Origin of the sequence: Candidatus Pelagibacter sp. Uisw_101 (assembly GCF_047727615.1) — a bacterium.
Taxonomy (GTDB): domain Bacteria; phylum Pseudomonadota; class Alphaproteobacteria; order Pelagibacterales; family Pelagibacteraceae; genus Pelagibacter.
The window spans coordinates 808192-832042 of sequence record NZ_CP159821.1 but is presented as its reverse complement, the minus strand read 5'-3'; the positions used below and the strand labels follow the sequence as shown (position 1 = coordinate 832042).

Here is a 23851-nt window from a genome sequence, read left to right as displayed (position 1 = left end):
TAAAAAACTTTAATTTGAATAATGAGTAATAAAAAAAAACTAAAAAATTTAGAAGAATGGGACAAACGTTATAGATTAAATAACCCTGTCTATAATTTAAACTATAATAATCCTTCTTTTTATGCAGGTATTGTAGCAAGTTTCATAGGTTCTATTCCTGCAGGATTTTTTGGTTATGGAACGACTTTTGTCACAAGATTTGCTTTGCTTTGTTTTGCTATTGGCTATGCTATTGATTGGTATTGCAAAAAAGAATGGTGCAAAGCACGAGAGAGGTACCAAAAATTTTAGGATCTATGACTTTAAGAAAATTATTTAAAGAAATAATAATAAGATCTTATGATATATTTAATGACTTATTAGATTTTAATCTCAAAAACCTATTTTCTCTAAAAGTAATAATTAGGTTATCAGCTCTTTGTTTTTTATTTTGGATGTCATACAATTTCATCTCATAGAGTTATCATTAGTTATTTTAAAACTTTTATTAATGTTTAATAAAAATCTTTTTCAGAACATATTTCAGACTTAGTGGAGACAAAGATTAATGATCTAAGTAGAATCATGCATTGGATTTCATTCCTTTTCACCCGTTTACGTTTCTTTTCATTGTTCTCCTCTTTACGTAGACCTCTTGATATGAGAAGGGGTGAAACCATTACTAACTACAAATTACTTTCCCTTAAAAATACAACCAACAATAGGAGTTTTGATATATGGAAATAAACGGTATTAATAAATACTGTCATGTAAGCGCTTACATTGCTTATGATAACTGCAGCCCAGTTTACAAACAAACCTTCAAGTTTGAACTAAGTCCAAGCACCCATAACAGCATCATTTGGGAGAAAATAATCAAAATATTCAAGGAAAACGGAATAAATGTGGAGCTTAAATCATGAAGCGGTTCTTAATTTTTGTCTCAGCTCATTTGTTTTTGTTTCTATTAGTCATTGCTTATCAAGCTCAAGCAGATCATGAGGAATGGACCATCGATCAATTTAACAGCTTAGCCTATGCCAGAGTATCAGGTGAAATTACTCACGGGGATTCATTAAATTTTTTTATTTCATCAGAAGATGATTGTACAAAAGTTTATAATAACTTTACTTTTTATACTTATGAAAAACCTGGAGATATTAAGCAATTAATAGACAAAAACATTCCTATAAAGATTAACGGTGTAGATGTAACAGCAAATGTTATTAGTGTTTCGCCTTTTTTAATGGGGTACAGGGTATCGTTTAGCTTGGGTACATTTCCTATTAAAGAATACATGCATTTTTTAAAAGAATTCTATGATGAATTTCAGAAGTATGAAATTGAGATAGTAGATGGGGTCGATTTTAAAGCAGCTAAGTATTTTGACATAACTACTAATAACTGGAAATTAGATAAGCTTGTTCCATCCGTTTTAGAGGCCAATAAGCTATGTAAAACCCTTAATGATTTGGATAGTTAGATAGTGTTAAGAATTATTTTACTTATCTTATTATTATTACCAACAACCTCTAACGCTGATCAAGGTTTAAAAATTTCATGTCTTAATATGAAATATGTAGTCATTGGAAGAAAGCATGATCCTTTAAAATTTACAATGCAAGCTGTAGGGCTTGAATACTTTGATAAAGAGAAGGGTGAATTTGTAATGATTGAAGCTAATAAATTAGATATTGGTGAAAACCAGATAACTGCAAGGTTTGCAGATTATGAATTAGGGTTTCAAATGATCGTGCTTAATGGAGATACAGAACCTAGCATGACATTATCAAAGTATGATTATAAAAATGATAGGTTTTTAGAGCATTATAAGTGTGATGTTGAAACTGGTAATATAGAATAGACAATATTACTAGAAATAGAGACGGTACATGAAGTTAACTGAGACTACTGTTAAGATAATAACTAGTAAGTATAGGGAAATATAATCTTTTGGAGTTAACATGGTTTATAAATACCCTTATTGTTAGCTACTAGCTAGTTTCTTTTTAGGATCATAGAAAGGTTTTTCAGCAACCGTTGCTTTAACTATTTTTTCATTCATTTTAACATCAAGCACTGTACCAATCTCTGAATTGTCAATTGAAACCATTGCAAGGGCTATGTTTTGTTTTAATCTCGGTGAGTAAACTGCAGAGGTAGTTTTACCAACTACTTTATTGTCTTTTAAGATTTCCCAAAAGGTAGTGTTAGGTCCAGTTAAAGGATCACAATCTAAAATTACTCCAACTTGCTTTCTTTTAACACCATCAGTCTTTATTTTTTTTAAAGCATCTTTACCAATAAAGTTAGATTCAATATCTAAATTAACAAGTCTACCTAGATTTAGTTCATAAGGGTTCGTGTTTATATCAGCATCAGCATGGTATGATAACATTCCACCTTCAATACGTCTAATTGTTGATGTGTGACCTGGTTTTAATCCGTGAGGTTTACCAGCTGCCATTATTTTTTCCCACAACTCATCTCCCTTAGAGCCATCTCTTAAATATAATTCGTAACCTAATTCACTTGACCAACCAGTACGAGAGACTATTAAAGGAATGCCGTCTAAATCTAATTCACGTAACCAATAATATTTAAGATCATTAATACTTTCACCAAATAAAGCCTCCATAATTTTTCCAGAGTTTGGTCCTTGTAATTGAAGAGGGGAGACATCGGGTTCGATAATTTTAACATCAAGATTTGAATTTACTGCAACACCTTGTGCCCATAATAAAATATCACTATCTGCAAGAGACAACCAATAATGGTTTTCTTTTAATCTTAATAAAACTGGATCATTTAAAATCCCACCTTCATTATTTACAATTAAAACGTATTTACATTGTCCAACTGAAAGTTTTGATAAATCACGTGGTGTTAACAGTTGAATAAATTTTGTAGCGTCCGGTCCTGTAATTTCTACTTGTCGTTCAACGGCTACATCAGATAAAGTTGCTTCATTAACCAAATTCCAAAAATTCTGTTCTGGATCACCAAAGTCACGAGGAATATACATGTGATTATAAACTGAAAAACCTGTTGCACCCCATTTAACTGTTGAGTTATAGTAAGGAGATTTTCTAACTTGAGTTCCAAAGTTAAGATTTTTTTTATACACACTTAAATTCTATAAAAAAATTTTACATATATAAAGATATTATTTATTACCCTCACACTCAATTGTAGCGAACTCTGTAAGTTGTTGAATTTCATCAGGTTCTTTACTGAAGACTTCATCTATTTCTTTGTCATTGAATTTCTCACTTAATTTATCAATTGTGCACTGACAGTATATTTTAGCGCCATCTGTACCAAGGTATTGCTTAGAGTTAGTGTAACAACCAATGTACAATTCCTTCTCATATTCAGGACTTAGTGCGTAACTTTTAGAGGTAAAAAGAAGGATAAGGATTAGTAGATATTTATATTTTTTGATCATACTCACCAACTTTGCCAGTTTTTTGTAAAAGGTCATCAATGAAATCAAAGATCTTTTTCTTTCTCTCATTCGATGTTGGGCTTTCGGTTACAATAACAAGAGATGGTTTATTTGATGAAGCTCTAATTAATCCCCATGATCCATCTTTAAAAGAAAATCTGATACCATTAACAGTCAGTACTTCACTAATTTCCTGGCCATCAATTTTAGTTTTATTATCTTTAATAGCGTTTACTTGTTTAACTAATTCTTCAACTACTTGATATTTCTCTTCATCTTTACAAAAGGGAGCCATTGTTGGTGTTTGAAAAGTATTAGGTAATTCTTTTATGATTTCATGCATAGATTTATTTTGATTATCAAGCAAGTGACACACATGTATTGCTGAATTAATTCCATCATCATAACCAAAACCCAAAGGTTGATTAAAGAAAAAGTGTCCACTTTTCTCAAATCCAGCTAATGCTTTTTCAGTATTAACTTTTCTTTTAATGTGTGAGTGACCTGTCTTCCAATAAATAGTTTCACAGTCATTCTCACTTAAAACTTTGTCAGTTGCGTACAATCCAGTTGATTTTACATCAACGATAAATTTTGAGCCTTTATGAGTTTTAGATAAATTTCTAGCAATTAATAATCCAATTTTATCTGAAAATATTTCATCACCAGTGTTGTCAATTACACCAACTCTATCGCCATCACCATCAAAACCAAAACCAATATCAGCGTTATTATCTTTTACAGCTTTTGCTATTGCATGTAACATCTCTAAATCTTCTGGATTTGGATTATATTTTGGAAATGTCCAATCAAGATTACAGTCTAATTCTATAACTTCACAACCAATGCCTCTTAAAATTTCAGGTGCAAATATTCCAGCAGTTCCATTTCCACATGCAACAACTGCTTTAATTTTTTTTGTTATTTTATTTTTATTTATTAAATCATCTTTATAAATTTGCTGAAAACCTTCTATTTGTTTTTCACTGCCTTCACCTTTTATGAAATTTTCATTTAAAGTAATCTCTTTTAATTCTTTCATTTCTTCTGGTGCATGAGTTAAACCTTTTTTGATACCCATTTTAACTCCAGTCCAACCATTTTCATTGTGACTTGCAGTAACCATTGCAACAGCATCAGCATCTAAATTAAATTGTGCAAAATAAACAGTAGGAGATAGTGATAAACCTATGTCTTCAATATTACATCCCGTTGAAAGTAGTCCTTTTTTAAGAGCAGATTTTATTTCTTCACTATAAGATCTATAATCATGACCAACAATTACTCTTGGATTCGTTTTTTTAGTATGTTTTATAATTTGAGTGCCCAAACCTTTACCTAGATTCTCTATTCCGAGTTGGTTTATGTCCTTCTCATACAACCACCTTGCGTCATACTCCCTGAAGCCATATGGATCTATTTTTAAATTTGTTGTCATTGTTAACCTTTCTTACATTCATTTTATTTTTTTATTGATATTTTTTTTCTATGTTCTATAAATGTTCTGTTGAATAACTATTTATATGGTGTATCAATGCTTTCAGCATACAACATGTAGTTGTTTTGTAAAAAAAAACTTATAAAATATTAAAATATGAACAAAATACTATCACAGGCACTTAAGAAAGCTGTCTCCGAATATAGCCCTGATAATAGTGAACTTTCAAAAAATAAAGGACCAGATTTATTTTCACTTAGTAATGACACTGAACTTTTTCAAAATGAAAAAGGCATTATTATTAAAATTGATAGAACAAGAGATTCTAAATTAACAGATTTTGGCAGAGCAACTTTAAAAGATAGATACTTAGGAAATAATGAATCTTATCAAGATTTATTTGCCCGTGTTGCAAGTTCATACGCAGACGACAATTTACATGCACAAAGAATTTATAACTACATTAGTAATTTATGGTTCATGCCAGCAACTCCAGTTTTATCAAATGGTGGAACTAAAAGAGGTTTACCAATTTCATGTTTTTTAAATGAAGCATCAGACAGCTTAAATGGAATCCTTGATTTATGGAGTGAGAATGTTTGGTTAGCTGCTAAAGGTGGTGGGATTGGAAGTTACTGGGGTAACCTCAGATCTATTGGAGAAAAAATTGGTAAAGTTGGTAAGACATCAGGAATTATTCCTTTCATTAAAGTAATGGACTCGTTGACGATGGCAATTAGCCAAGGTTCATTAAGAAGAGGATCGGCTGCTTGTTACCTTCCAATTGATCATCCTGAAATTGAAGAGTTTATTGAAATGAGAAGACCTACAGGTGGAGATCCAAATAGAAAAGCATTGAACCTTCATCATGGTATTTTAGTATCAGATGCATTTATGAGAGCTGTTGAAACAGATGAGCAGTGGGCTTTAAAAAGTCCTGCTGATGGAACTGTACAACAAACTATCTCTGCAAGAAATTTATGGATTAGATTATTAACTGCTAGAATTGAAACAGGTGAACCTTATATTATCTATATCGATACAGTTAACAGACAAATTCCACAACACCATAAGTTGGCAGGCTTAACTGTTAAAACTTCTAATCTTTGTAGTGAGATAACTTTACCTACTGGAATAGATAAAAATGGAAGAGATAGAACAGCCGTTTGTTGTTTATCATCTTTAAACTTAGAAAAGTATGATGAGTGGAAAGACGATAACGTTATGATTAATGATGTTATGAGATTTTTAGATAATGTATTAACTGATTTTATTGAAAGAGCCCCTGAGCAATTTGATGACGCAAAATATTCTGCTGAAAAAGAAAGAAGTGTTGGCCTAGGTGTTATGGGTTTCCATTCTTATTTACAGCAACATAGTATTCCGCTTGAATCAGTTATGAGCAAAGCTTGGAATAAAAAAATATTTAAACATATTCAAGAACATGTAGATCAAGCCTCAAAAGATTTAGCAGACGAAAGAGGAGCTTGTCCTGATGCTGCTGATTATGGTTTTAATGAAAGGTTTTCTAACAAAACTGCGATTGCACCAACAGCTTCTATTTCTATTATCTGTGGTGGAGCTTCACCTGGAGTAGAACCAGTTGCAGCTAACAGTTATACGCACAAAACTCTTTCAGGTTCATTTAACGTTAGAAATAGATATTTAGTTGAGTTATTAGAAAAACACGGGAAAAATAATGATGATGTTTGGTCTGGTATTACAACAAACGAAGGTTCTGTTTCCCATTTAGATTTTTTAACTGATTTAGAAAAAGATGTTTTTAAAACAGCATTTGAGTTAGATCAAAAATGGATTATTGAATTAAGTGGAGATAGAACACCTTTTATATCTCAAGCTCAATCAATTAACTTATTTGTACCAGCCGATATTCACAAAAGAGAACTACATAAAATTCATTTTGATGCTTGGAAAAAAGGTTTAAAGAGCCTTTATTACTGCAGATCAAAATCAATCCAACGCGCGGAAAATGTTAATGATACTAAAGCAACAGATGTTACTGCGAACGTTTATAAGTCAAAACCACAAACAACTGAACAACCAGAATACGAGGAGTGCCTATCATGTCAGTAGAAAAAATGAATACTAAAATTATTCAACCAGAAAAAAATGAAATAGTTCAACCACAAAAAATGGGACTATTAGTTGAAAATCCAGTTTATAAACCATTTAGATATCCGTGGTGTTATGATGCGTGGTTAACACAACAAAGAATTCATTGGTTGCCAGAGGAAGTGCCACTTGGTGATGATGTTAGAGATTGGCAGAAAAATTTAACTCAGTCTGAAAAGAATTTATTAACACAAATTTTTAGATTTTTTACTCAAGCTGATGTTGAAGTGCAAAATTGTTATTTAAGACATTATACAACTGTATTCAAACCTACAGAAGTTTTAATGATGATGACTGCTTTTGCTTCAATGGAAACAGTTCACATAGCTGCTTACTCTCATTTACTTGATACTATTGGAATGCCTGAATCAGAATATTCTGCATTCATGAAATATAAAGAGATGAAAGATAAATACGACTACATGCAAAATTTTGACATGAGTTCAAAAAAAGATATTGCATTAACCGTAGCTGTATTTAGTGCGTTCACTGAAGGCTTACAATTATTTGCAAGTTTTGCAATCTTACTTAACTTCCCAAGACATAACAAAATGAAGGGGATGGGCCAAATTGTTACTTGGTCAGTAAGAGATGAAACGTTGCACTGTAATTCTATGATTAGATTGTTTAAAGAGTTCATTCATGAAAACCCAGAAATCTGGAATCCTGAATTAAAAAAAGAACTTTATAAAGCATGCAGAACAATCATTGAGCATGAAGACGCTTTTATTGATTTAGCTTTTGAAATGGGTCCTATGGAAGGTCTTACAGCGCAAGACGTAAAACTTTATATAAGATTTATTGCTAATAGAAGATTATCTCAACTTGGATTAGACCCAATTTATGATGTGGAAAAAAATCCACTTACTTGGTTAGATTCTATGTTGAATGCAGTTGAACACATGAACTTCTTTGAAGGTCGTTCTACTGAATATTCTAAAGCATCAACCCAGGGAACTTGGACAGAAGCTTTTAGTTAATTTTTTGAAGTATAAAAAGTATTTTCGAAAAACTAGCCTTAAACAAGAGGGTATTGGAGAGCATTTTCTTAATGAAATAGCCTCCAAGAAACCTAAAAATTTCCTTGAGATTGGTGTATTCCACGGTGTTACTGCAAGAAATGTTTGTGAACTATTACACAGTATTCATGGAAATGATTTTAAATATGTAGGATTAGATTTATTTGGTGAAAGTGCTGAAAATGCTAATGAAGTTATTCCAAATACTAAATTTAACAATCCATTAAAGAGAATCTATTTTGAATATATTCTAAAACAAGACCCATACTCTATTGAAGCAGTAGCTTATCTTTTAAAAAAATTTAAAAAAAACATTCATCTAATTAAAGGGAATTCTAATTTACTATTAAAAAAAATGGACATGTCTCAAATTGATTATGTTTTTTTAGATGGAGGACATGCTTATGAGACAGTTAAAAATGATCTTCAATACTCTAAACCAGTTCTAGACAATAATGGAACTATACTTTGTGATGATTATAACTTAGGTCACGCACCTGGTGTAAAACAAGCTATTGATGAGTTTATTAATGAGAACAATCTCAAATCAGAAATTATTTTTGAAAGATTTGCAAAAATAGAAAAAAACTAGTTATCTTTGATTTAACTGTATAACTTTTCTGTGTTTACTACCTTTGTAACTTGCAAGAGGTCTAATTAATTTATTAGCAGCATGTTGTTCCATAATATGTGCTGACCAACCCGTAATTCTTGAAATTACAAATATAGGTGTAAAGAAATCAGTATCAAAACCCATTAAATGGTACGTTGGACCAGTTGGATAATCAACATTTGGATAAATATTTTTTTCTTTAATCATTACTTTTTCAACAATGTCGTAAATTTTTTCAAATGTTTTATCTTTTTTAATAATTGCTACTCTTTTAAAATATTCTCTCATAGTAGGAACTCTTGAGTCTCCACTTTTATAAACTCTATGACCAAATCCCATTACTACATCTTTATTTTTAAGAGCTTTAGTAATCCATTTTAAAGCATTCTCAGGTTTTTTAATTTTCTTCATCATGTGCATTACTTCTTCATTAGCACCACCATGAAGAGGACCCTTTAGACTTGCTATAGCACCAGTAATTGCTCCATGAATGTCAGATAAGCTACTCGTAATAGTTCTTGCAGTAAATGTTGATACGTTAAAACTATGCTCAGCGTACAAAATTAATGAGACATCAAAGGCTTTAACAATTTCTTTATTAGGAACTTTTCCAAAGCACATATGGAAAAAGTTCTCAGAAAAATTAAACTTTTTCTTTGGTGCTATGATTTTTTTCCCTTTTCGAAGTCTATAGAAAGCAGCTAATGCAGTAGGTGTTTTTGCAAAAATTCTAATTGCTTTTCTTAAATTTGCTTTAGGTGAGTTGTCTTTAGTTTCTTTGTCTTCAAGACCCATTACACTAACAGCAGTTCTTGCAACATCCATTGGATGAGAATTTTTTGGTATTTTTTTTAAAATATCTATTAAATTTTTTGATAAAGTTATTTCTTTAGATAATTCTTTTTTAAATTCTTTTAGCTGTTTTTTATTTGGTAATTCTTTATTTAAAATTAAATATGCAACTTCTTCAAAGTCACATCTTGCACATAAATCTTGAGCTGCATAACCCCTATAAGTTAGAGAGTTAATTTCAGGCATAACTTTTGAAATTTCAGTTTCATCAACAATTATTCCTAGTAAACCTTTTTTAATATCATCACTCATTATTCATGTCCTTCCGTACTAAAATTATAAATTTTTTCATCTAACGAGTTGTACTTTTCATATTCTACTAACTCGTAAAGTCTTTTCCTAGTTTGCATTTTATCAATAATATTGTTCTGATGTCCATTCACAAAAATGTCTCTAAGGCCATCTTCTACATTTTTCATGGCTAATCTTTGTGTTGTTACTGGATAAATCACAATATTATATCCAAAATTTTCTAGCTCTTTGTAATTGAATAACTTAGATTTTCCAAACTCAGTCATATTAGCTAACAAATAACATGACAGTTCTTTTCTAACTTTTTCAAAATCTTTTTCATCATGCAGCGCTTCTGGAAAAATAATTTCTGCACCAGCATCAATATACGCCTTACATCTATCAATCATTTTATCTATTCCCTCAACCCCTTTAGCATCAGATCTAGCAATAATTTTAAAATTTTCATCTTGTTTAGCTGCAACGCACTCTTTAATTTTTTTAACCATTGCTTCAGTTGAGATTAATTCTTTGTTATCTAGGTGCCCACATCTTTTACGTTCTACTTGGTCTTCTAAGTGTACAGCTGCCACCCCAAATTCTTCAAAAGTTTTAATAGTTTCTTCACAAGATTTAAAACCAGTGTCTATATCAACAATTGTAGGTAAGCTTGTAACTCTCGATATTAAATAAGATCTAGTACTAACATCTTGCAGTGTAGTTAGACCAATATCTGGAAAACCTAAATCATTTGCCATAACTCCACCTGATACGTAAACAGCGTCATAACCAATTTCTTCAATTAGTTTTGCAGTTAGCGGATTATAAGCACCCGGAACTCTTAAAATTTTATTTGATTTTAATTTACTGACAAAGTCAGCTCTTTTTTGACTGGGCTCTTTATCTACAAAATGCACTAAAAAATTCCTTGTTTTGTATTCTTCTTAATCTGACTTCTTTTAATCTGGATGTTTAGTTTATTTAATTCCCCAGCTTTCAGGTTTTTAAGATTTTGTACAACTTTTAAGAAACGAGCACTTTCTTTTTTATCTAAAATACCATCCGTTAATGTTAGGAATTTGTTTATATAATTCTGTCTTTTAAATGGACGTGCTCCGTATGGATGAGCATCTGCTCTATCTAATTGTTCTGTAATTTTTTTACCATTATTTAAAATAACTACAACTTTTGCACCAAAGGATTTATTTTTTGGATTAGGATCATGATATTTTTTAGTCCATTTTTTGTCTTCAAACGTTGTAATTGATTTCCAAATTTTTATAGTGCTTTTTCTATTAGCTCTTTGTTCAGTATATGATTTAACATGGTGCCAATCAGCATCTTCAAGTGCTACTGCAAAAATGTACATGATAGAGTGATCTAGCGTTTCTCTACTTGCATTTGGATCCATTTTTTGAGGATCATTTGCACCAGTTCCAATTACGTAATGAGTGTGATGACTTGTGTAAATATCAATTTTTTTGATTTGATTTAAATTTGGAATTTTTTTATTAAGTTTTTTAGCAATATCTATCAGTGCTTGAGACTGGTATTCTGCTGAGTATTCTTTTGTATAGGTCTCTAGTATCGCTTTCTTAGATTCTTTTTTCTTAGGAAGAGGCACATTATATAAAGCTTTCTTTCCATCTAATATTCTGGCTATAACACTGTCTTCTCCTTCATAAATTGGACTTGGGGCACCTTCACCACGCATTGCTCTATCAACTGCTTCTATTGCAAGTTTACCAGCGTGAGCAGGGGCGTAAGCTTTCCAGCTAGAGATTTCACCCTTTCTAGATTGTCTTGTAGAAATCGTCGTATGTAATGCTTGCTGTACAGCTTGGTAAATTATTTCAGTATTCAACTTTAACATTGTACCCAAACCCGCCGCAACACTTGGTCCTAAATGTGCAATGTGATCAATCTTATGTTTATGTAAACAAATTCCTTTAACCAAATTAACCTGAACCTCATAACCTGTAATAATTCCTCTTAATAAATCTAACCCACTTTTTTTAGTTTGTTGAGCAACACTTAAAATCGGTGGAATATTATCCCCTGGATGACTGTAGTCTTCTGCTAAAAAAGTATCATGGAAATCAAGCTCTCTGACAGCTGTTCCATTTGACCAAGCAGCCCACTCGCAATCAAATTTTAATTTTGAATCAATCCCAAATAAATTTGCACCATTTTTTCTAGGATGCTTTAGGGCCATTTCTCTTGAAGAGATAACAGCTTTTCTGTTTAAAGAAGCAATAGCAACTGAAGCATTATCAATTATTCTATTAATAACCATTTCAATAGCTGCCTTATCTAATTTTGCATTATCAGAAGCTATTTCAGCAATTTTCCATGCTAATTGATTTTTTTTAGGTAAATGAATTTTTGATGGGTAAACTTTAACTTTGTGCGAAATCATTAGGTCTCCTTAATTATGCAGCCCTATTAATAGTAAGAAAAAAAATTAAATCAATCTTTTAAGTAAGTTGAAACTATCTTTTCAACACCAATAAAGTCTTTTATCAAATGATTATGGTAAATTTCATTGGAATTTTTTTCTGTATAACCATTTTCTAATAAAATAACAGGAACAGAGGCAGCCTTTGCAGCATTTGCATCAGTTTCACTATCACCAAATATTAAAGATTTTTTTATATCACCACCAATGATTTCAATTATACTTGTTATGTGTCTTGGATCAGGTTTACAATAATCAAAAGTATCTGATCCAGCAACATATTCAAAATAATCATAAATTCCAATTTTTTTTAAAAGGTCGATTGCTAAGTGCTCTTGTTTGTTAGTACAAACTGCCATTGAAATTTCTTTTTCTTTACACCACTTTAAAAATTCTATTACACCATTGATGAGTGTGCTTTCTTTAATGATATTTTTTCCATAAAAGTTGACAAAGTCCTTAACCATTGCAGCTTTAATTTTTTGATCATCAATCTTACCAAACTCTTTTTTAGCCTGTCCCCATATAGATCTACCAATCATTGCTCCAGCACCTTGACCTACTAGGTTTCTAATATCTGCTGTAGATTTTGTAGGATAACCATATTTTTTCATTACATGATTATGGGCATTCATTAAATCAGGTGCGGTATCAACCAATGTTCCATCTAGGTCAAATAAAATTGAGTATTTTTGAGTCATTAATAAAGTATTTTTAAGAAATAAATTGTGAATTAAACTATCTATACACTTAATATAAAAATATTTCCAGATGAAACAAATAAATTCTAATATTGAACAAGAAAAATTTCGTAAAATTTTTATCAAGTCTGGTGTAAAGATGATTGGTCCTGAAACTATTTTTTTTTCAAAAGATACAAAGATTGGAAAAAATGTTACTATTAATCCATATGTTGTCATTGGAAAAAAAGTTAAAATTGGCAATAATGTAACTATCAATTCATTTTCACATTTAGAAGATTGTAAAATAAAAAATAAAGTTGAAGTTGGACCTTATGCAAGATTAAGACCAGGCACCATTCTTGAAGAAGGGTCAAAAATCGGAAATTTTGTAGAAGTTAAGAAAAGTAGAGTTGGAAAAAAATCAAAAATTAATCATTTATCGTATATTGGTGATAGCGAAATAGGTAAGGATGTAAATATAGGAGCTGGCACAATTACCTGTAACTATGATGGTGTTAAAAAAAGTAAAACAAAAATTAAAGATAATGTATTTATAGGCTCTAACTCATCTTTAGTGGCACCTGTTATTCTTGAAGAAAATAGCATCATTGGAGCTGGTTCAGTGATTACCAAAAAAGTAAAAAAAAACTCATTGGCTTTAACTAGAAGTGCTCAAACTGAGGCTAAAAACTATAAAAGAAAAATAAAATGATATGTGTGGAATTATAGGAATAGCTAGCAATAAGTCTGTGTCATCTGCAATTATTAATTCCCTTAGGAAATTAGAGTATAGAGGTTACGACTCTGCAGGAATTGCGACACTATCAAATGGAATTGTAAGCGAAGCAAAATCAGAAGGCAGAGTTGATATTTTAGAAAAAAACCTTGCAGTTAAAAACATGTCAGGCCTGATTGGAATTGGACATGTTAGATGGGCAACGCATGGTATTCCAAATACTATTAACGCACATCCTCATTCATCAGAAAGTGTATCAGTAGTGCATAATGGTATTATTGAAAATTCTACGATTTTAAAAAAGCATTTAATGAATAAAGGTCATATATTTAAATCTCAGACAGATACTGAGGTAATTGTTCATTTAATAACAGAATATTTAAAAGAGCTTAATTTAAAAGATGCAATTATTAAAACTCTCAAGCAACTACATGGAAGTTTTGCTTTAGGTATAATCTTTAAAGATCAACCTGATCTTATAGTGGGTGCAAGAAGAGGATCACCACTTGCAGTTGGTTATGGTCCTAACGAAAATTATCTAGGATCAGATTCTTATGCTTTAAAATCTATGACTAATAAAATTTCGTATTTAAATGATGGAGAATTTTGCATTATAAAAAAAGATCAAGTTGAGTTTTTTGATGAAGAAGGCTTAAAAGTTAATAAAAAAGTTTTAGAATTATCTTCAAAAGAACAGGAGTATGACAAAGGTGATTTTAAACACTTTATGGCTAAAGAAATTGAAGAACAGCCAACAACATTAAAGAACTGTATAAATGAGTATGTTGATAAAATTAACAACGACATTAATATCTATAATTTTCCCTGGGATATAAAGGAAATTTCTTCTGTTACTTTAATTGGCTGCGGAACCGCTTACCATTCTTGTTTAATGGCAAAATATTGGTTTGAAGAAAATACTACACTTGATGTAACAATTGATATTGCATCCGAGTTTAGATACCGAAAAAATAGATTTAAAAATGATAATTTATACATTTTTGTTTCTCAGTCTGGCGAAACGGCAGACACTTATGCTGCATTGGATTTATGTAATAAAAATAATATGAAAACTTGTAGTATTGTTAATGTTATAGAAAGCTCTATTGCAAGAGATTCCAACTTTGTTTTACCAATTCATTGTGGACCAGAAATTGGTGTAGCCTCTACAAAAGCATTTATGGGTCAAATGTTAGTTCTATATATTTTGGTATTAAAATTAGGAATTTTAAGAAAAGATTTAGATAAAGATTTATATTTAAATAAAATTAAAGACTTAAAAGCATTACCAGAGTTGGTTGAACAAACATTACTAACAGAGAGTAAAATCCAAACAGTTTCTAGCTCATTTACCGATGCAAAAGGTTCGATGTTTTTAGGGAGAGGTTTTTCTTACCCAATTGCATTAGAAGGAGCGCTAAAGTTAAAAGAATTAGCATATGTTCATGCAGAAGGTTATCCTGCGGGTGAAATGAAACATGGTCCTTTAGCTTTAATTGAAGATGGAATGCCAGTTGTTGTCTTAGCTCCAAGAGATAATTATTATAAAAAAACAATTTCCAATATGCAGGAAGTAATAGCAAGAGGTGCTAAAGTTTTATTGATAACCAATAAGAGCAAAGATGAAGTTTTTTCAGAAAATATTTGGGAAACAATATTAGTTGAAAGCACAAGTGATGACTTGTTACCCTTTTTATTAACCGTCCCTTTACAAAAATTAGCCTATTATTCAGCTCTTAAAAAAGGTTATGATATTGATAAGCCACGAAATTTAGCAAAATCAGTCACAGTTGAATAATAATTAAACTCTGCTACAACACCCCTAGGTTGAATATGAAAAATTGGAAAATAAATAGCTGGAGAAATTATCCTGTAAAACACATTCCTGAATATCCGGATCAAAAAGACTTAGATGATGTTTTAAGTAAAATTAAAAATTTTCCTCCATTAGTATTTGCTGGTGAGACAAGACATTTAAAAGAACAGCTTGCTGATGTTGTTGATGGAAAAGCTTTTTTATTACAAGGTGGAGACTGTGCAGAAAGTTTTGCAGAATTTCACCCTGACAATATTAGAGATACATTTAAACTAATACTTCAAATGTCGCTTGTGCTTACTTATTCAGCATCATTACCAGTTATTAAACTTGGAAGAATTGCTGGACAGTTTTCTAAACCAAGAAGTTCTCCTGTTGAAAATATTGATGGCATTGAACTGCCTAGCTACCTAGGTGACAATATTAATGGAATGGAATTTAATGAAAAATCAAGAGTTCCGGACCCCAAGAGACTTTTTAAAGCATATTCTCAGTCTGCATCTACACTTAATCTTATAAGAGCATTCTCCCACGGAGGTTTTGCTGACCTTAAAAAAGTACATACTTGGAATTTAGGTTTTATTAAAAATTCTCCAGCTGCTAAAAAATTTAAAGATTTAGAAGATAGAATAACAGATGCACTAGCATTTATGGATGCATGTGGAATTAATTCTGATTTTAATAGAAGATTAAAAACAGTAAATTTTTGGACTTCACATGAAGCTTTACTACTTCCTTTCGAACAAGCCATGACAAGGGTAGATTCAACAACAGGTGAATATCATGATACCTCAGCACACTTTGTTTGGATAGGTGATAGAACTAGACAACTAGATGGTGGACATGTTGAGTTTTGCAGGGGAATTGAAAATCCAATTGGAATTAAATGTGGACCAACATTAAAAGCTGAAGACCTAATAAACTTATGTAACAAAATTAATCCAACAAATGAAAAAGGTAAAATAACTTTAATTTCTAGATTTGGTCATGAAAATGTTTCTAAATTTTTACCAAAATTAATTAAAGCAATTAAAAAAGAAGGATTGAATGTGATATGGTCGTGCGACCCTTGTCATGGAAATACAATTAAAGCTACAACTGGATATAAAACAAGACCATTTAATAGTGTTGTCAAAGAAGTAAAAAATGTTTTTGAATGTCATCAAAGTGAAGGAAGTTATGCAGGCGGACTGCATATTGAAATGACAGGTCAAAATGTTACAGAATGCACAGGTGGTGCTCAGAAAATATCTGACCAAGACTTATCTAGCCGATACCACACTCATTGTGACCCAAGACTTAATGCTAATCAAGCATTGGAATTAGCTTTTTTAATTTCTGATGAGATTAAAAAAAATGCAGCATATTCTAAAAAAAATATTAAAGCGGCATCTTAAAGTATTGTATTAAATACAATTTCGTTTAAATTTTAGACAATGGAACCATTAAAAAAAGCACAATTTATAAGCAATTGGATTAAAGATTACGTAGAAAAGATGCCAAGTAAGGCTCAATCTTTGATCATTGGAATTTCTGGAGGAATAGATTCTTCTGTATCAAGCACATTGAGTGCAATGACGGGTATAAAAACAATTGTTTTATCGATGCCTATTAAGCAAAAATCATCACAACATGATTTAAGTTTAAAACATCAAGAATGGCTTGTTAAAAATTTTAATAATGTTGAGGCTCATACATTAAATCTAGATAAGTTGTTTGAAACGTTCGAGGTTACTTTATCTAATTTTAATAGTGAGCTTGGAATGGCAAATTCTAGAGCAAGAATTAGAATGACTACTCTTTATCAAGTAGCTGCTGCAAACAAAGGTATTGTAGTTGGCACTGGTAATAAAGTTGAAGATTTTGGAGTAGGGTTTTACACAAAATATGGAGATGGTGGGGTAGACATTTCTCCTATTGCAGACTGCAACAAATCTGAAGTTTGGGAAATAGGTAAATCCATTAATATTCTCCAAGAAATAATTGAGGCTGCTCCAACAGATGGGCTATGGGATGATGGCAGAACTGATGAGGGTCAGTTAGGTCTTAGATATGCAGAATTAGAAGAAGCAATGAATAACGTTAATTCAATAAATCGTGAAAAATACGAAAAAATAAGAAAGATAAACCTGCATAAAATGGAACCAATTCCAGTTTGCAAGATTCCCAACTAATCTTATAGATTCACAAATCTATAATTAAAGTATAATTCTAAGATAATGAACAAGGATATTTATTTAACAAATAATCTAAGCAACAAAAAAGAAAAATTTGTTCCATTAGATAATAAAAACATAGGCATGTATGTTTGTGGTCCAACTGTTTATGACAATCCACATATTGGGAACGCAAGACCCCTTGTAATCTTTGATATTTTGTACAAAGTTTTAAAATCAAAATATGGCCATGATAAAATAAATTATGTAAGGAATATCACTGATGTTGATGATAAAATAATCAAATCAGCAAAAGATAAAAATGTTTCAATATCTGAATTAACAAACAATATCATTAAAGATTTTGATGATGATTGTAATTATTTAAATTTAGATAATCCAACACAACAACCTAAAGCAACTGATCATATAGGTCTCATGATTGAAATGATAAAATCTTTAATAAGAAAAGATTTTGCCTATGAGGTAAGTAACCATGTTTATTTTGAAGTGAATAAATTTGAGGATTATGGAAAACTATCCAATAAAAAATTAGAAGATTTAATTGCAGGATCTAGAGTTGAAGTTTCAGAGAATAAAAAAAAATCAGAAGATTTTATTTTATGGAAACCATCTAAAAATGACGAACCTTCTTGGGATTCGCCCTGGGGCAAAGGAAGACCTGGCTGGCATTTAGAATGTTCTGCGATGTCTAAAAAATATTTAGGAGAAGTATTTGATATACACGGTGGAGGAATTGATTTGATTTTTCCTCATCACGAAAATGAAATTGCACAATCAAGATGTGCCAATGATACTAAAGTGTTTGCTAATTATTGGATCCATAACGCATTTATCACTATGTCTAATGAAAAAATGGCTAAATCAACTGGCAATATAATAAAGATTAAAGACTTTAAAGAAAACGTTGATGGACAGGTTTTAAAACTAGCTCTTATCAACGCTCATTATAAGCAGCCACTAGACTGGAACGAAAAGCTCTTAGAAGATTGCAAAAATACTATTGATAAATGGTATGAAGTTTATTTACCCTCAAATAATAAAACAGTTTTAAGTGAAGATGTTTTATCGCCGTTATACGATGATTTGAATACACCAGGCTATATAGCAAATTTACACCAACTTTATGACAAAGCTTTAAAAGGAGGCAATGAAGAGAAAAGTTTATTTGTGTTAGCTTGTAATTTCATTGGTATTTTAAATAAAACAAAAGAAGAATGGATTGAATTTAAAAAGAAAAAATCATCCATTAATGAAGATGAAATTTTAGAAATGATTGAATTTCGAAATAAAGCAAGAGAAGACAAGAATTATAAAGAGGCTGATACTATTAGAGATGAGCTATTAGATAAAGGGGTTTTAATAGAAGACAAAGATGGTAAAACAATTTGGAAACTTAAATGAGCAAAGAACAACTTTTTATATTTGATACAACGCTAAGAGATGGTGCACAAACGCAAGGTGTAGACTTTTCTGTAGATGATAAAATGAAGGTTGCATCAGCTTTAGATAATTTAGGTGTTGACTATATTGAAGGTGGGTGGCCAGGAGCAAACCCTACAGATACTGAATTTTTTCAAAAAAAACATTCATTTAATAATGCTAAACTAACCTCTTTTGGTATGACTAAAAGAACTGGTCGTAGTGCAGATAATGATCCAGGATTATCAGCACTTTTAAATTCAAACACACCGGCAGTTTGCATTGTTGGTAAATCATGGGATTTTCATGTTGATATTGCTCTTGGTATTTCTAATGAAGAAAACTTAAAAAACATAAAAGAAACAGCAAAACATTTTGTTAAAGAGAATAAAGAATTTATGTTTGATGCAGAACATTTCTTTGATGGGTACAAGGCCAATTCAAATTATGCTTTATCATGCCTTAAAGCAGCATTTGATGAAGGAGCAAGGTGGATTGTTTTATGCGATACAAATGGTGGAACCTTGCCTCATGAAGTTACAAAAATAGTAACAGAAGTTTCTAAAATTATACCTGGAAAAAATTTAGGCATACATGCGCATAACGATACTGGTAATGCAGTTGCAAATTCTTTAGCTGCAGTTTGGGCTGGAGTTAGACAAGTTCAAGGAACCATCAATGGTTTAGGTGAAAGATGTGGTAACGCTAATTTAATGTCATTAATTCCAACATTTTTTCTAAAGAAAGATTTTTCTGAAAAATTCCAATTAAAAATTAAACCAGATAATATTAAGAAATTAACGGAATGCTCTAGATTATTAGATGAAATTTTAAATAGAAAACCTAACAAGCATCTCCCATACGTTGGTGCCGCTGCTTTTTCTCATAAAGGTGGTCTTCATGTATCAGCTGTTCAAAAAGATCCAAAAACATATGAGCATATTAATCCTGAAGAAGTTGGAAACTCCAGAAATATTGTAGTTTCAGATCAGTCTGGAAAATCCAATATAATCTCAAGATTAAAAACTATTGGTATTGAAATAGAAGAGAGCGATCCTAAAATTAAAAAACTTTTAGATGAAGTAAAAGATAGAGAATTTATTGGTTATAGTTATGACGGTGCTGATGCATCGTTTGAATTATTAGCCAGAAGAATTATTAGCGAAATACCAAGGTATATATTGATTAAAGAATACGATGTTTCTGTAAAAAAAGATTCATCAGGAACAATTGTTTCTTTAGCGAAAGCTCAGCTTGAAGTTGATGGTGAAAAAATTATGTGTACTGGCAAAGGAAATGGTCCTGTTAATGCATTAGATAATGCGATTAGACAGAATGTGGATCGTTTAAATAAATACTCTAAATATTTAAAAGATTTAAAATTAGTCGATTACAAAGTTAGAATTTTAAATACAGGTACTGAAGCGATCACTAGAGTTTCAATAGAGAGCACTGATTCAAAAGGTAAAAACTGGTTCACTATTGGTGTTTCTGCAAATATAATTGATGCTTCATTTAAAGCGTTGGTTGATAGCTTAGATTATAAATTGTTTAAAGATAAAGCTCCAGCAAGTCTTTAATGTCGTTTAATAATATTTCATTTATTTTACATCAACCTCAATTATCAGAAAATATTGGAGCTTGTGCTAGGGCTGTTAAAAACTTTAGTTTTAAAAAGCTAGTTATTGTTAAACCAAAACCAATTTTTCCAAATGATAAAATTTTAGCAACCTCAGTTGGTGCAAAAGATCTAATTATTAATGCTAAAGTGCATGAAACTTTAGAATCTGCTGTAAAAAAGGTAGATTACGTTATTGCAACGTCTGCAAGGTTTAGAAATAAAAACATTAAACATATCAATCTAGAAGATTTAAAAAAAATTGATTTTAATAAAAAGATAGCTTTTTTGTTTGGCTCTGAAGCGTCTGGTTTATCTAATAATGAGATTAGTTATGCTAATTACACTATGCAAATCCCAACTAACCCTGATTTCAAATCTTTAAACTTGTCACACAGTGTCATTATTATTGCTCATACAGTAGCAAGTATCATCAATCTAAAGGGTGCAAAGTACTCAAAATCAAAAAAAGTAACCTTAGCTAGCAAGAAGGATATTCAAGCAATGACTAATTTATGCATCAAAAAATTAGAGGAAAAACACTTTTTCAAACCCTTAGAGAAGAGACCTATTATGCTTGAAAACTTAAGAAGCATTTTTTCTAAAATGGAGCTTTCTGAGAAGGAAACGCGTATTTTATCCAGTGTATTCGCAAGTTTGTCCAAAAAAGGTTGATTGACAAAATAACGAGTAAGTTTATAAACCCTCTTATCAAATGACAAAAAGAATAAGTGCTAAACATAAAATAGACAGAAGGTTAAAAATTAACCTATGGGGCAGACCTAAAAGTCCTTTTAATAAAAGAGATTATGGTCCAGGCCAGCATGGTCAAGGAAGAAAAGGAAAACCATCTGATTACGGAATTCAGCTACAAGCTAAGCAAAAATTAAAAGGTTACTACGGTAACATTAATGAAAGACAATTCAGAAACATATACAAAAAAGCTACCATGTTAAAAGGGGATACTGGTGAAAATTTAATTGGATTACTTGAGAGAAGATTAGATTCAGTGGTTTATAGAGCAAGGTTTTCAACAACAGTATTTTCAGCGAGACAACTTATTAACCATGGTCACGTAAGAGTTAATGGTAAAAAAGTTAATATTTCTAGCTATATGGTTAAAGAAGAAGATATAATTGAAATTAGAGATAAATCTAAACAGTTAGCTTTCATTGATATCGCTTTAGCAAACAAAGAAAGAGAAACTCCAGAATATATTCATCTAGATGAGAAGAATAAAAAAGTTACTTTTGTTAGAACACCTAAGTTTGACGAAGTTCCTTACCCAGTAATAATGGAACCTAATCTAGTAATTGAATATTACTCTAGATAATAAATATCTATTTTTTAAAACAGTTTATCTAATTTTACTGTTAAAATTTCAATAAAACTGTGGAATAATCCAGAGTGAATTTTGTATAAATTCATTATATGTTTTAGCTTATGAAAAAACTTTTTATGAAAGTTTAAATGCTGCTAGCAAGATATTTAGATAAATTGTTCCAGAAAGATGGCTTTCTATTAATTGATGCAAATTCAAATAAACACATCATAGGAACGCCAAAAAATAAAACTCCAATTACAATTAAGATTTTAGATAATAAGCTGCATTATAAATTATTTTTTCGTCCAGATTTATATTTTGGAGAAGCTTATTCTAATGGAGATATACAAATCGAAAACGGAAGTTTGACTGATTTTTTAGATATAGCACTTATGAATATTGGAAGAGGTGAGTTAAATTTTTTTAGCACGTTGATGAATAAATTTCATGGCTCTTATAGATATTTAACAAACTTTAATTTTATAAAAAAATCTAAAATGAATGTTGCTCATCACTATGATCTTTCAGATGATTTATACAGTTTATTTTTAGATCCCAAAAAACAATACTCATGTGGATATTTTAAAAATGAAAATGACACTCTAGAAGATGCCCAAAATAATAAGATTAAACACATAATAAAAAAAATTAATATAAAGCCAAATCAAAAAGTTCTTGATATAGGTTGTGGCTGGGGATCTTTAGCTATAGATATTGCAAAAAGTACCAATTGTGAAGTCACTGGGATTACTCTATCTGAAAATCAGTTTAACTACTGTGTTAAAAAAGTAAAAGAACTTAATTTAGAAAATCAAGTTATCTTTAAACAAATAGATTATCGCCAACTAGAAGAAAAATTTGATAGAATTGTAAGTGTTGGAATGTTTGAGCATGTAGGTAGAAAATTTTATAAAAATTTTTTTAAGAAAATTGACAAGTTGCTTAATGAAGATGGTATTTCTTTGATACATACTATTGGCTCAGTTAATCCTCCTAGAGACCCCCATCCTTGGATAACCAAGTATATTTTTCCAGGTGGCTACACACCTAGTCTGAGTGAGGTAGTAACACCTATAGAGAAAACTGGATTAATAGTATCTGATATAGAAATTCTTAAATTACACTATTCTCACACTCTAAGACATTGGAAAGAAAATTGTATAAAAAATAAAACCCAAATAACCGAAATGTTTGATGAAAAATTTTTTAGGATGTGGGAATTTTATTTAGCTAGTTGTGAAAGTGCTTTTAAATGGGGAGACCAAGTAGTTTATCAGTTCCAACTAACAAAAAATTATATCTCAACACCTACTACTAGAGATTATATTTATAAGTAATAGATTATTTCTTAAAATTAATTCCTTTATCCTCAAGCACTTTCTTGAGTTCACCGTTTTCATACATTTCTTTAAAGATGTCACAACCACCAACAAATTCGCCTTTGATGTAAACTTGTGGAATAGTTGGCCAGTCACTAAATTCCTTTATACCTTCTCTTAAAGCTTGAGATTCTAGAACGTTGATCCCTTTATAATTTACTTCTAAAATTTTTAACATATTTGATGTAGCCATAGAAAATCCACACTGAGGAGCATCCGGTGTTCCTTTCATAAATAAACATATTTCGTTGGTATCAATATGACTTTGAATTAAATTTTTTGTATTATCATCCATTATTGCTCCTTTGTTTTAATTGCTAATGCGTGTAGTTCGTTGCCCATTTTTCCTTTTAAAGAATTGTATACCATCTTGTGTTGTTCAATTTTGCTTTTTCCAGAAAATTTACTTGAAGTAATTGTGGCTGAGTAGTGATTGCTATCTCCTGCTAAGTCTTGAATTTCTATTATAGCATCTGGCAAAGCATCTTTAATAAGTGTTTCAACTTCTTTTATATCCATTGCCAT

24 protein-coding genes are annotated in these 23851 nt (G+C 30.7%); 15 read left to right on the top strand and 9 right to left on the bottom strand.

Annotated features, from left to right (window positions below; translation table 11 throughout):
- The first annotated feature begins 21 nt into the window (after positions 1 to 21).
- From ABXT48_RS04390 to ABXT48_RS04380, 3 genes are all read left to right on the top strand, one after another.
- Positions 22 to 291, top strand: coding sequence for a hypothetical protein (locus tag ABXT48_RS04390; RefSeq protein ID WP_415302630.1), 270 nt, complete (start codon positions 22 to 24; stop codon positions 289 to 291).
- A 607-nt stretch (positions 292 to 898) separates the two neighbouring features.
- Positions 899 to 1462, top strand: a complete 564-nt coding sequence (locus tag ABXT48_RS04385; protein WP_415302629.1) for a hypothetical protein — start codon at positions 899 to 901, stop codon at positions 1460 to 1462.
- Between the two features lie 3 nt (positions 1463 to 1465).
- On the top strand, positions 1466 to 1843 hold the full coding sequence (locus ABXT48_RS04380; RefSeq protein ID WP_415302627.1) for a hypothetical protein: 378 nt from the start codon (positions 1466 to 1468) through the stop codon (positions 1841 to 1843).
- A 123-nt stretch (positions 1844 to 1966) separates the two neighbouring features.
- Here the strand turns inward: ABXT48_RS04380 and ABXT48_RS04375 are convergent, their stop codons facing one another.
- The 3 genes from ABXT48_RS04375 to ABXT48_RS04365 are packed head-to-tail and all read right to left on the bottom strand — an operon-like array spanning position 1967 to position 4865.
- The gene (locus tag ABXT48_RS04375; RefSeq protein WP_415302625.1) at positions 1967 to 3106 is read right to left on the bottom strand and encodes a glycine cleavage T C-terminal barrel domain-containing protein; all 1140 of its coding nucleotides are present in this window, start codon (positions 3104 to 3106) and stop codon (positions 1967 to 1969) included.
- A 39-nt stretch (positions 3107 to 3145) separates the two neighbouring features.
- Positions 3146 to 3427, bottom strand: a complete 282-nt coding sequence (locus tag ABXT48_RS04370; protein WP_415302623.1) for a hypothetical protein — start codon at positions 3425 to 3427, stop codon at positions 3146 to 3148.
- Positions 3411 to 4865 (bottom strand): phosphomannomutase/phosphoglucomutase, encoded by a 1455-nt coding sequence (locus tag ABXT48_RS04365; protein WP_415302621.1) that lies wholly within the window; start codon positions 4863 to 4865, stop codon positions 3411 to 3413. Before ABXT48_RS04365 ends, ABXT48_RS04370 begins: the two co-directional genes overlap by 17 nt.
- Positions 4866 to 5021: 156 nt before the next feature.
- Here ABXT48_RS04365 and ABXT48_RS04360 point away from each other — a divergent pair, with 156 nt between their 5' ends.
- Genes ABXT48_RS04360 through ABXT48_RS04350 form a run of 3 tightly spaced genes read left to right on the top strand, consistent with a single transcriptional unit; the run spans position 5022 to position 8609 of the window.
- Positions 5022 to 6959, top strand: a complete 1938-nt coding sequence (locus ABXT48_RS04360; RefSeq protein WP_415302619.1) for a ribonucleoside-diphosphate reductase subunit alpha — start codon at positions 5022 to 5024, stop codon at positions 6957 to 6959.
- Positions 6950 to 7978 carry a ribonucleotide-diphosphate reductase subunit beta gene (locus ABXT48_RS04355; RefSeq protein ID WP_415302618.1) on the top strand — a complete coding sequence of 343 codons (1029 nt, stop codon included), beginning with the start codon at positions 6950 to 6952 and terminating at the stop codon, positions 7976 to 7978. Before ABXT48_RS04360 ends, ABXT48_RS04355 begins: the two co-directional genes overlap by 10 nt.
- A gap of 4 nt (positions 7979 to 7982) precedes the next feature.
- Entirely contained in the window at positions 7983 to 8609 is a 627-nt protein-coding gene (locus ABXT48_RS04350) for a class I SAM-dependent methyltransferase (RefSeq protein ID WP_415302616.1), read from the top strand.
- Here ABXT48_RS04350 and ABXT48_RS04345 read toward each other — a convergent pair whose 3' ends face one another.
- From ABXT48_RS04345 to ABXT48_RS04330, 4 genes are read right to left on the bottom strand one after another with little or no spacing between them, the layout of a single operon-like run.
- Positions 8610 to 9734 (bottom strand): bifunctional 2-methylcitrate synthase/citrate synthase, encoded by a 1125-nt coding sequence (locus ABXT48_RS04345; RefSeq protein WP_415302614.1) that lies wholly within the window; start codon positions 9732 to 9734, stop codon positions 8610 to 8612.
- Entirely contained in the window at positions 9734 to 10630 is an 897-nt protein-coding gene (prpB, locus tag ABXT48_RS04340) for a methylisocitrate lyase (protein ID WP_415302613.1), read from the bottom strand. Before prpB ends, ABXT48_RS04345 begins: the two co-directional genes overlap by 1 nt.
- The gene (locus ABXT48_RS04335) at positions 10630 to 12132 is read right to left on the bottom strand and encodes an MmgE/PrpD family protein (RefSeq protein ID WP_415302611.1); all 1503 of its coding nucleotides are present in this window, start codon (positions 12130 to 12132) and stop codon (positions 10630 to 10632) included. Before ABXT48_RS04335 ends, prpB begins: the two co-directional genes overlap by 1 nt.
- A 50-nt stretch (positions 12133 to 12182) precedes the next feature.
- Positions 12183 to 12872: an HAD hydrolase-like protein gene (locus ABXT48_RS04330; protein ID WP_415302609.1), complete on the bottom strand. Its 690-nt coding sequence runs from the start codon at positions 12870 to 12872 to the stop codon at positions 12183 to 12185.
- 70 nt (positions 12873 to 12942) lie between these two features.
- On the opposite strand from ABXT48_RS04330, the gene ABXT48_RS04325 reads away from it, so the two are divergent.
- The 9 genes from ABXT48_RS04325 (at position 12943) to ABXT48_RS04285 (ending at position 23284) form a co-directional block, all read left to right on the top strand.
- Positions 12943 to 13566 carry a DapH/DapD/GlmU-related protein gene (locus ABXT48_RS04325; protein ID WP_415302607.1) on the top strand — a complete coding sequence of 208 codons (624 nt, stop codon included), beginning with the start codon at positions 12943 to 12945 and terminating at the stop codon, positions 13564 to 13566.
- A 1-nt stretch (position 13567) separates the two neighbouring features.
- Positions 13568 to 15388 carry a glutamine--fructose-6-phosphate transaminase (isomerizing) gene (gene glmS, locus ABXT48_RS04320; RefSeq protein ID WP_415302605.1) on the top strand — a complete coding sequence of 607 codons (1821 nt, stop codon included), beginning with the start codon at positions 13568 to 13570 and terminating at the stop codon, positions 15386 to 15388.
- Between the two features lie 35 nt (positions 15389 to 15423).
- Entirely contained in the window at positions 15424 to 16803 is a 1380-nt protein-coding gene (locus ABXT48_RS04315) for a class II 3-deoxy-7-phosphoheptulonate synthase (protein WP_415302603.1), read from the top strand.
- A 39-nt stretch (positions 16804 to 16842) separates the two neighbouring features.
- A complete protein-coding gene (gene nadE / locus ABXT48_RS04310; RefSeq protein ID WP_415302601.1) occupies positions 16843 to 17580 on the top strand; it encodes an NAD(+) synthase in 738 nt (245 codons plus the stop codon).
- Between the two features lie 45 nt (positions 17581 to 17625).
- On the top strand, positions 17626 to 18987 hold the full coding sequence (gene cysS, locus ABXT48_RS04305; RefSeq protein WP_415302599.1) for a cysteine--tRNA ligase: 1362 nt from the start codon (positions 17626 to 17628) through the stop codon (positions 18985 to 18987).
- A complete protein-coding gene (cimA, locus tag ABXT48_RS04300) occupies positions 18984 to 20585 on the top strand; it encodes a citramalate synthase (RefSeq protein ID WP_415302598.1) in 1602 nt (533 codons plus the stop codon). Before cysS ends, cimA begins: the two co-directional genes overlap by 4 nt.
- Positions 20585 to 21298, top strand: coding sequence for an RNA methyltransferase (locus ABXT48_RS04295; RefSeq protein ID WP_415302596.1), 714 nt, complete (start codon positions 20585 to 20587; stop codon positions 21296 to 21298). The genes cimA and ABXT48_RS04295 overlap by 1 nt, the downstream gene beginning before the upstream one ends.
- Positions 21299 to 21338: 40 nt before the next feature.
- Complete coding sequence (gene rpsD / locus ABXT48_RS04290) at positions 21339 to 21956, top strand: 30S ribosomal protein S4 (protein WP_415302594.1); 618 nt, start codon at positions 21339 to 21341, stop codon at positions 21954 to 21956.
- Positions 21957 to 22093: 137 nt separating this feature from the next.
- On the top strand, positions 22094 to 23284 hold the full coding sequence (locus ABXT48_RS04285; RefSeq protein WP_415302593.1) for a class I SAM-dependent methyltransferase: 1191 nt from the start codon (positions 22094 to 22096) through the stop codon (positions 23282 to 23284).
- A 4-nt stretch (positions 23285 to 23288) separates the two neighbouring features.
- Here ABXT48_RS04285 and grxD read toward each other — a convergent pair whose 3' ends face one another.
- Both grxD and ABXT48_RS04275 read right to left on the bottom strand, forming a co-directional pair.
- The gene (gene grxD / locus ABXT48_RS04280; RefSeq protein WP_415302592.1) at positions 23289 to 23621 is read right to left on the bottom strand and encodes a Grx4 family monothiol glutaredoxin; all 333 of its coding nucleotides are present in this window, start codon (positions 23619 to 23621) and stop codon (positions 23289 to 23291) included.
- Positions 23621 to 23851 carry a BolA/IbaG family iron-sulfur metabolism protein gene (locus tag ABXT48_RS04275; RefSeq protein ID WP_415302590.1) on the bottom strand — a complete coding sequence of 77 codons (231 nt, stop codon included), beginning with the start codon at positions 23849 to 23851 and terminating at the stop codon, positions 23621 to 23623. The genes grxD and ABXT48_RS04275 overlap by 1 nt, the downstream gene beginning before the upstream one ends.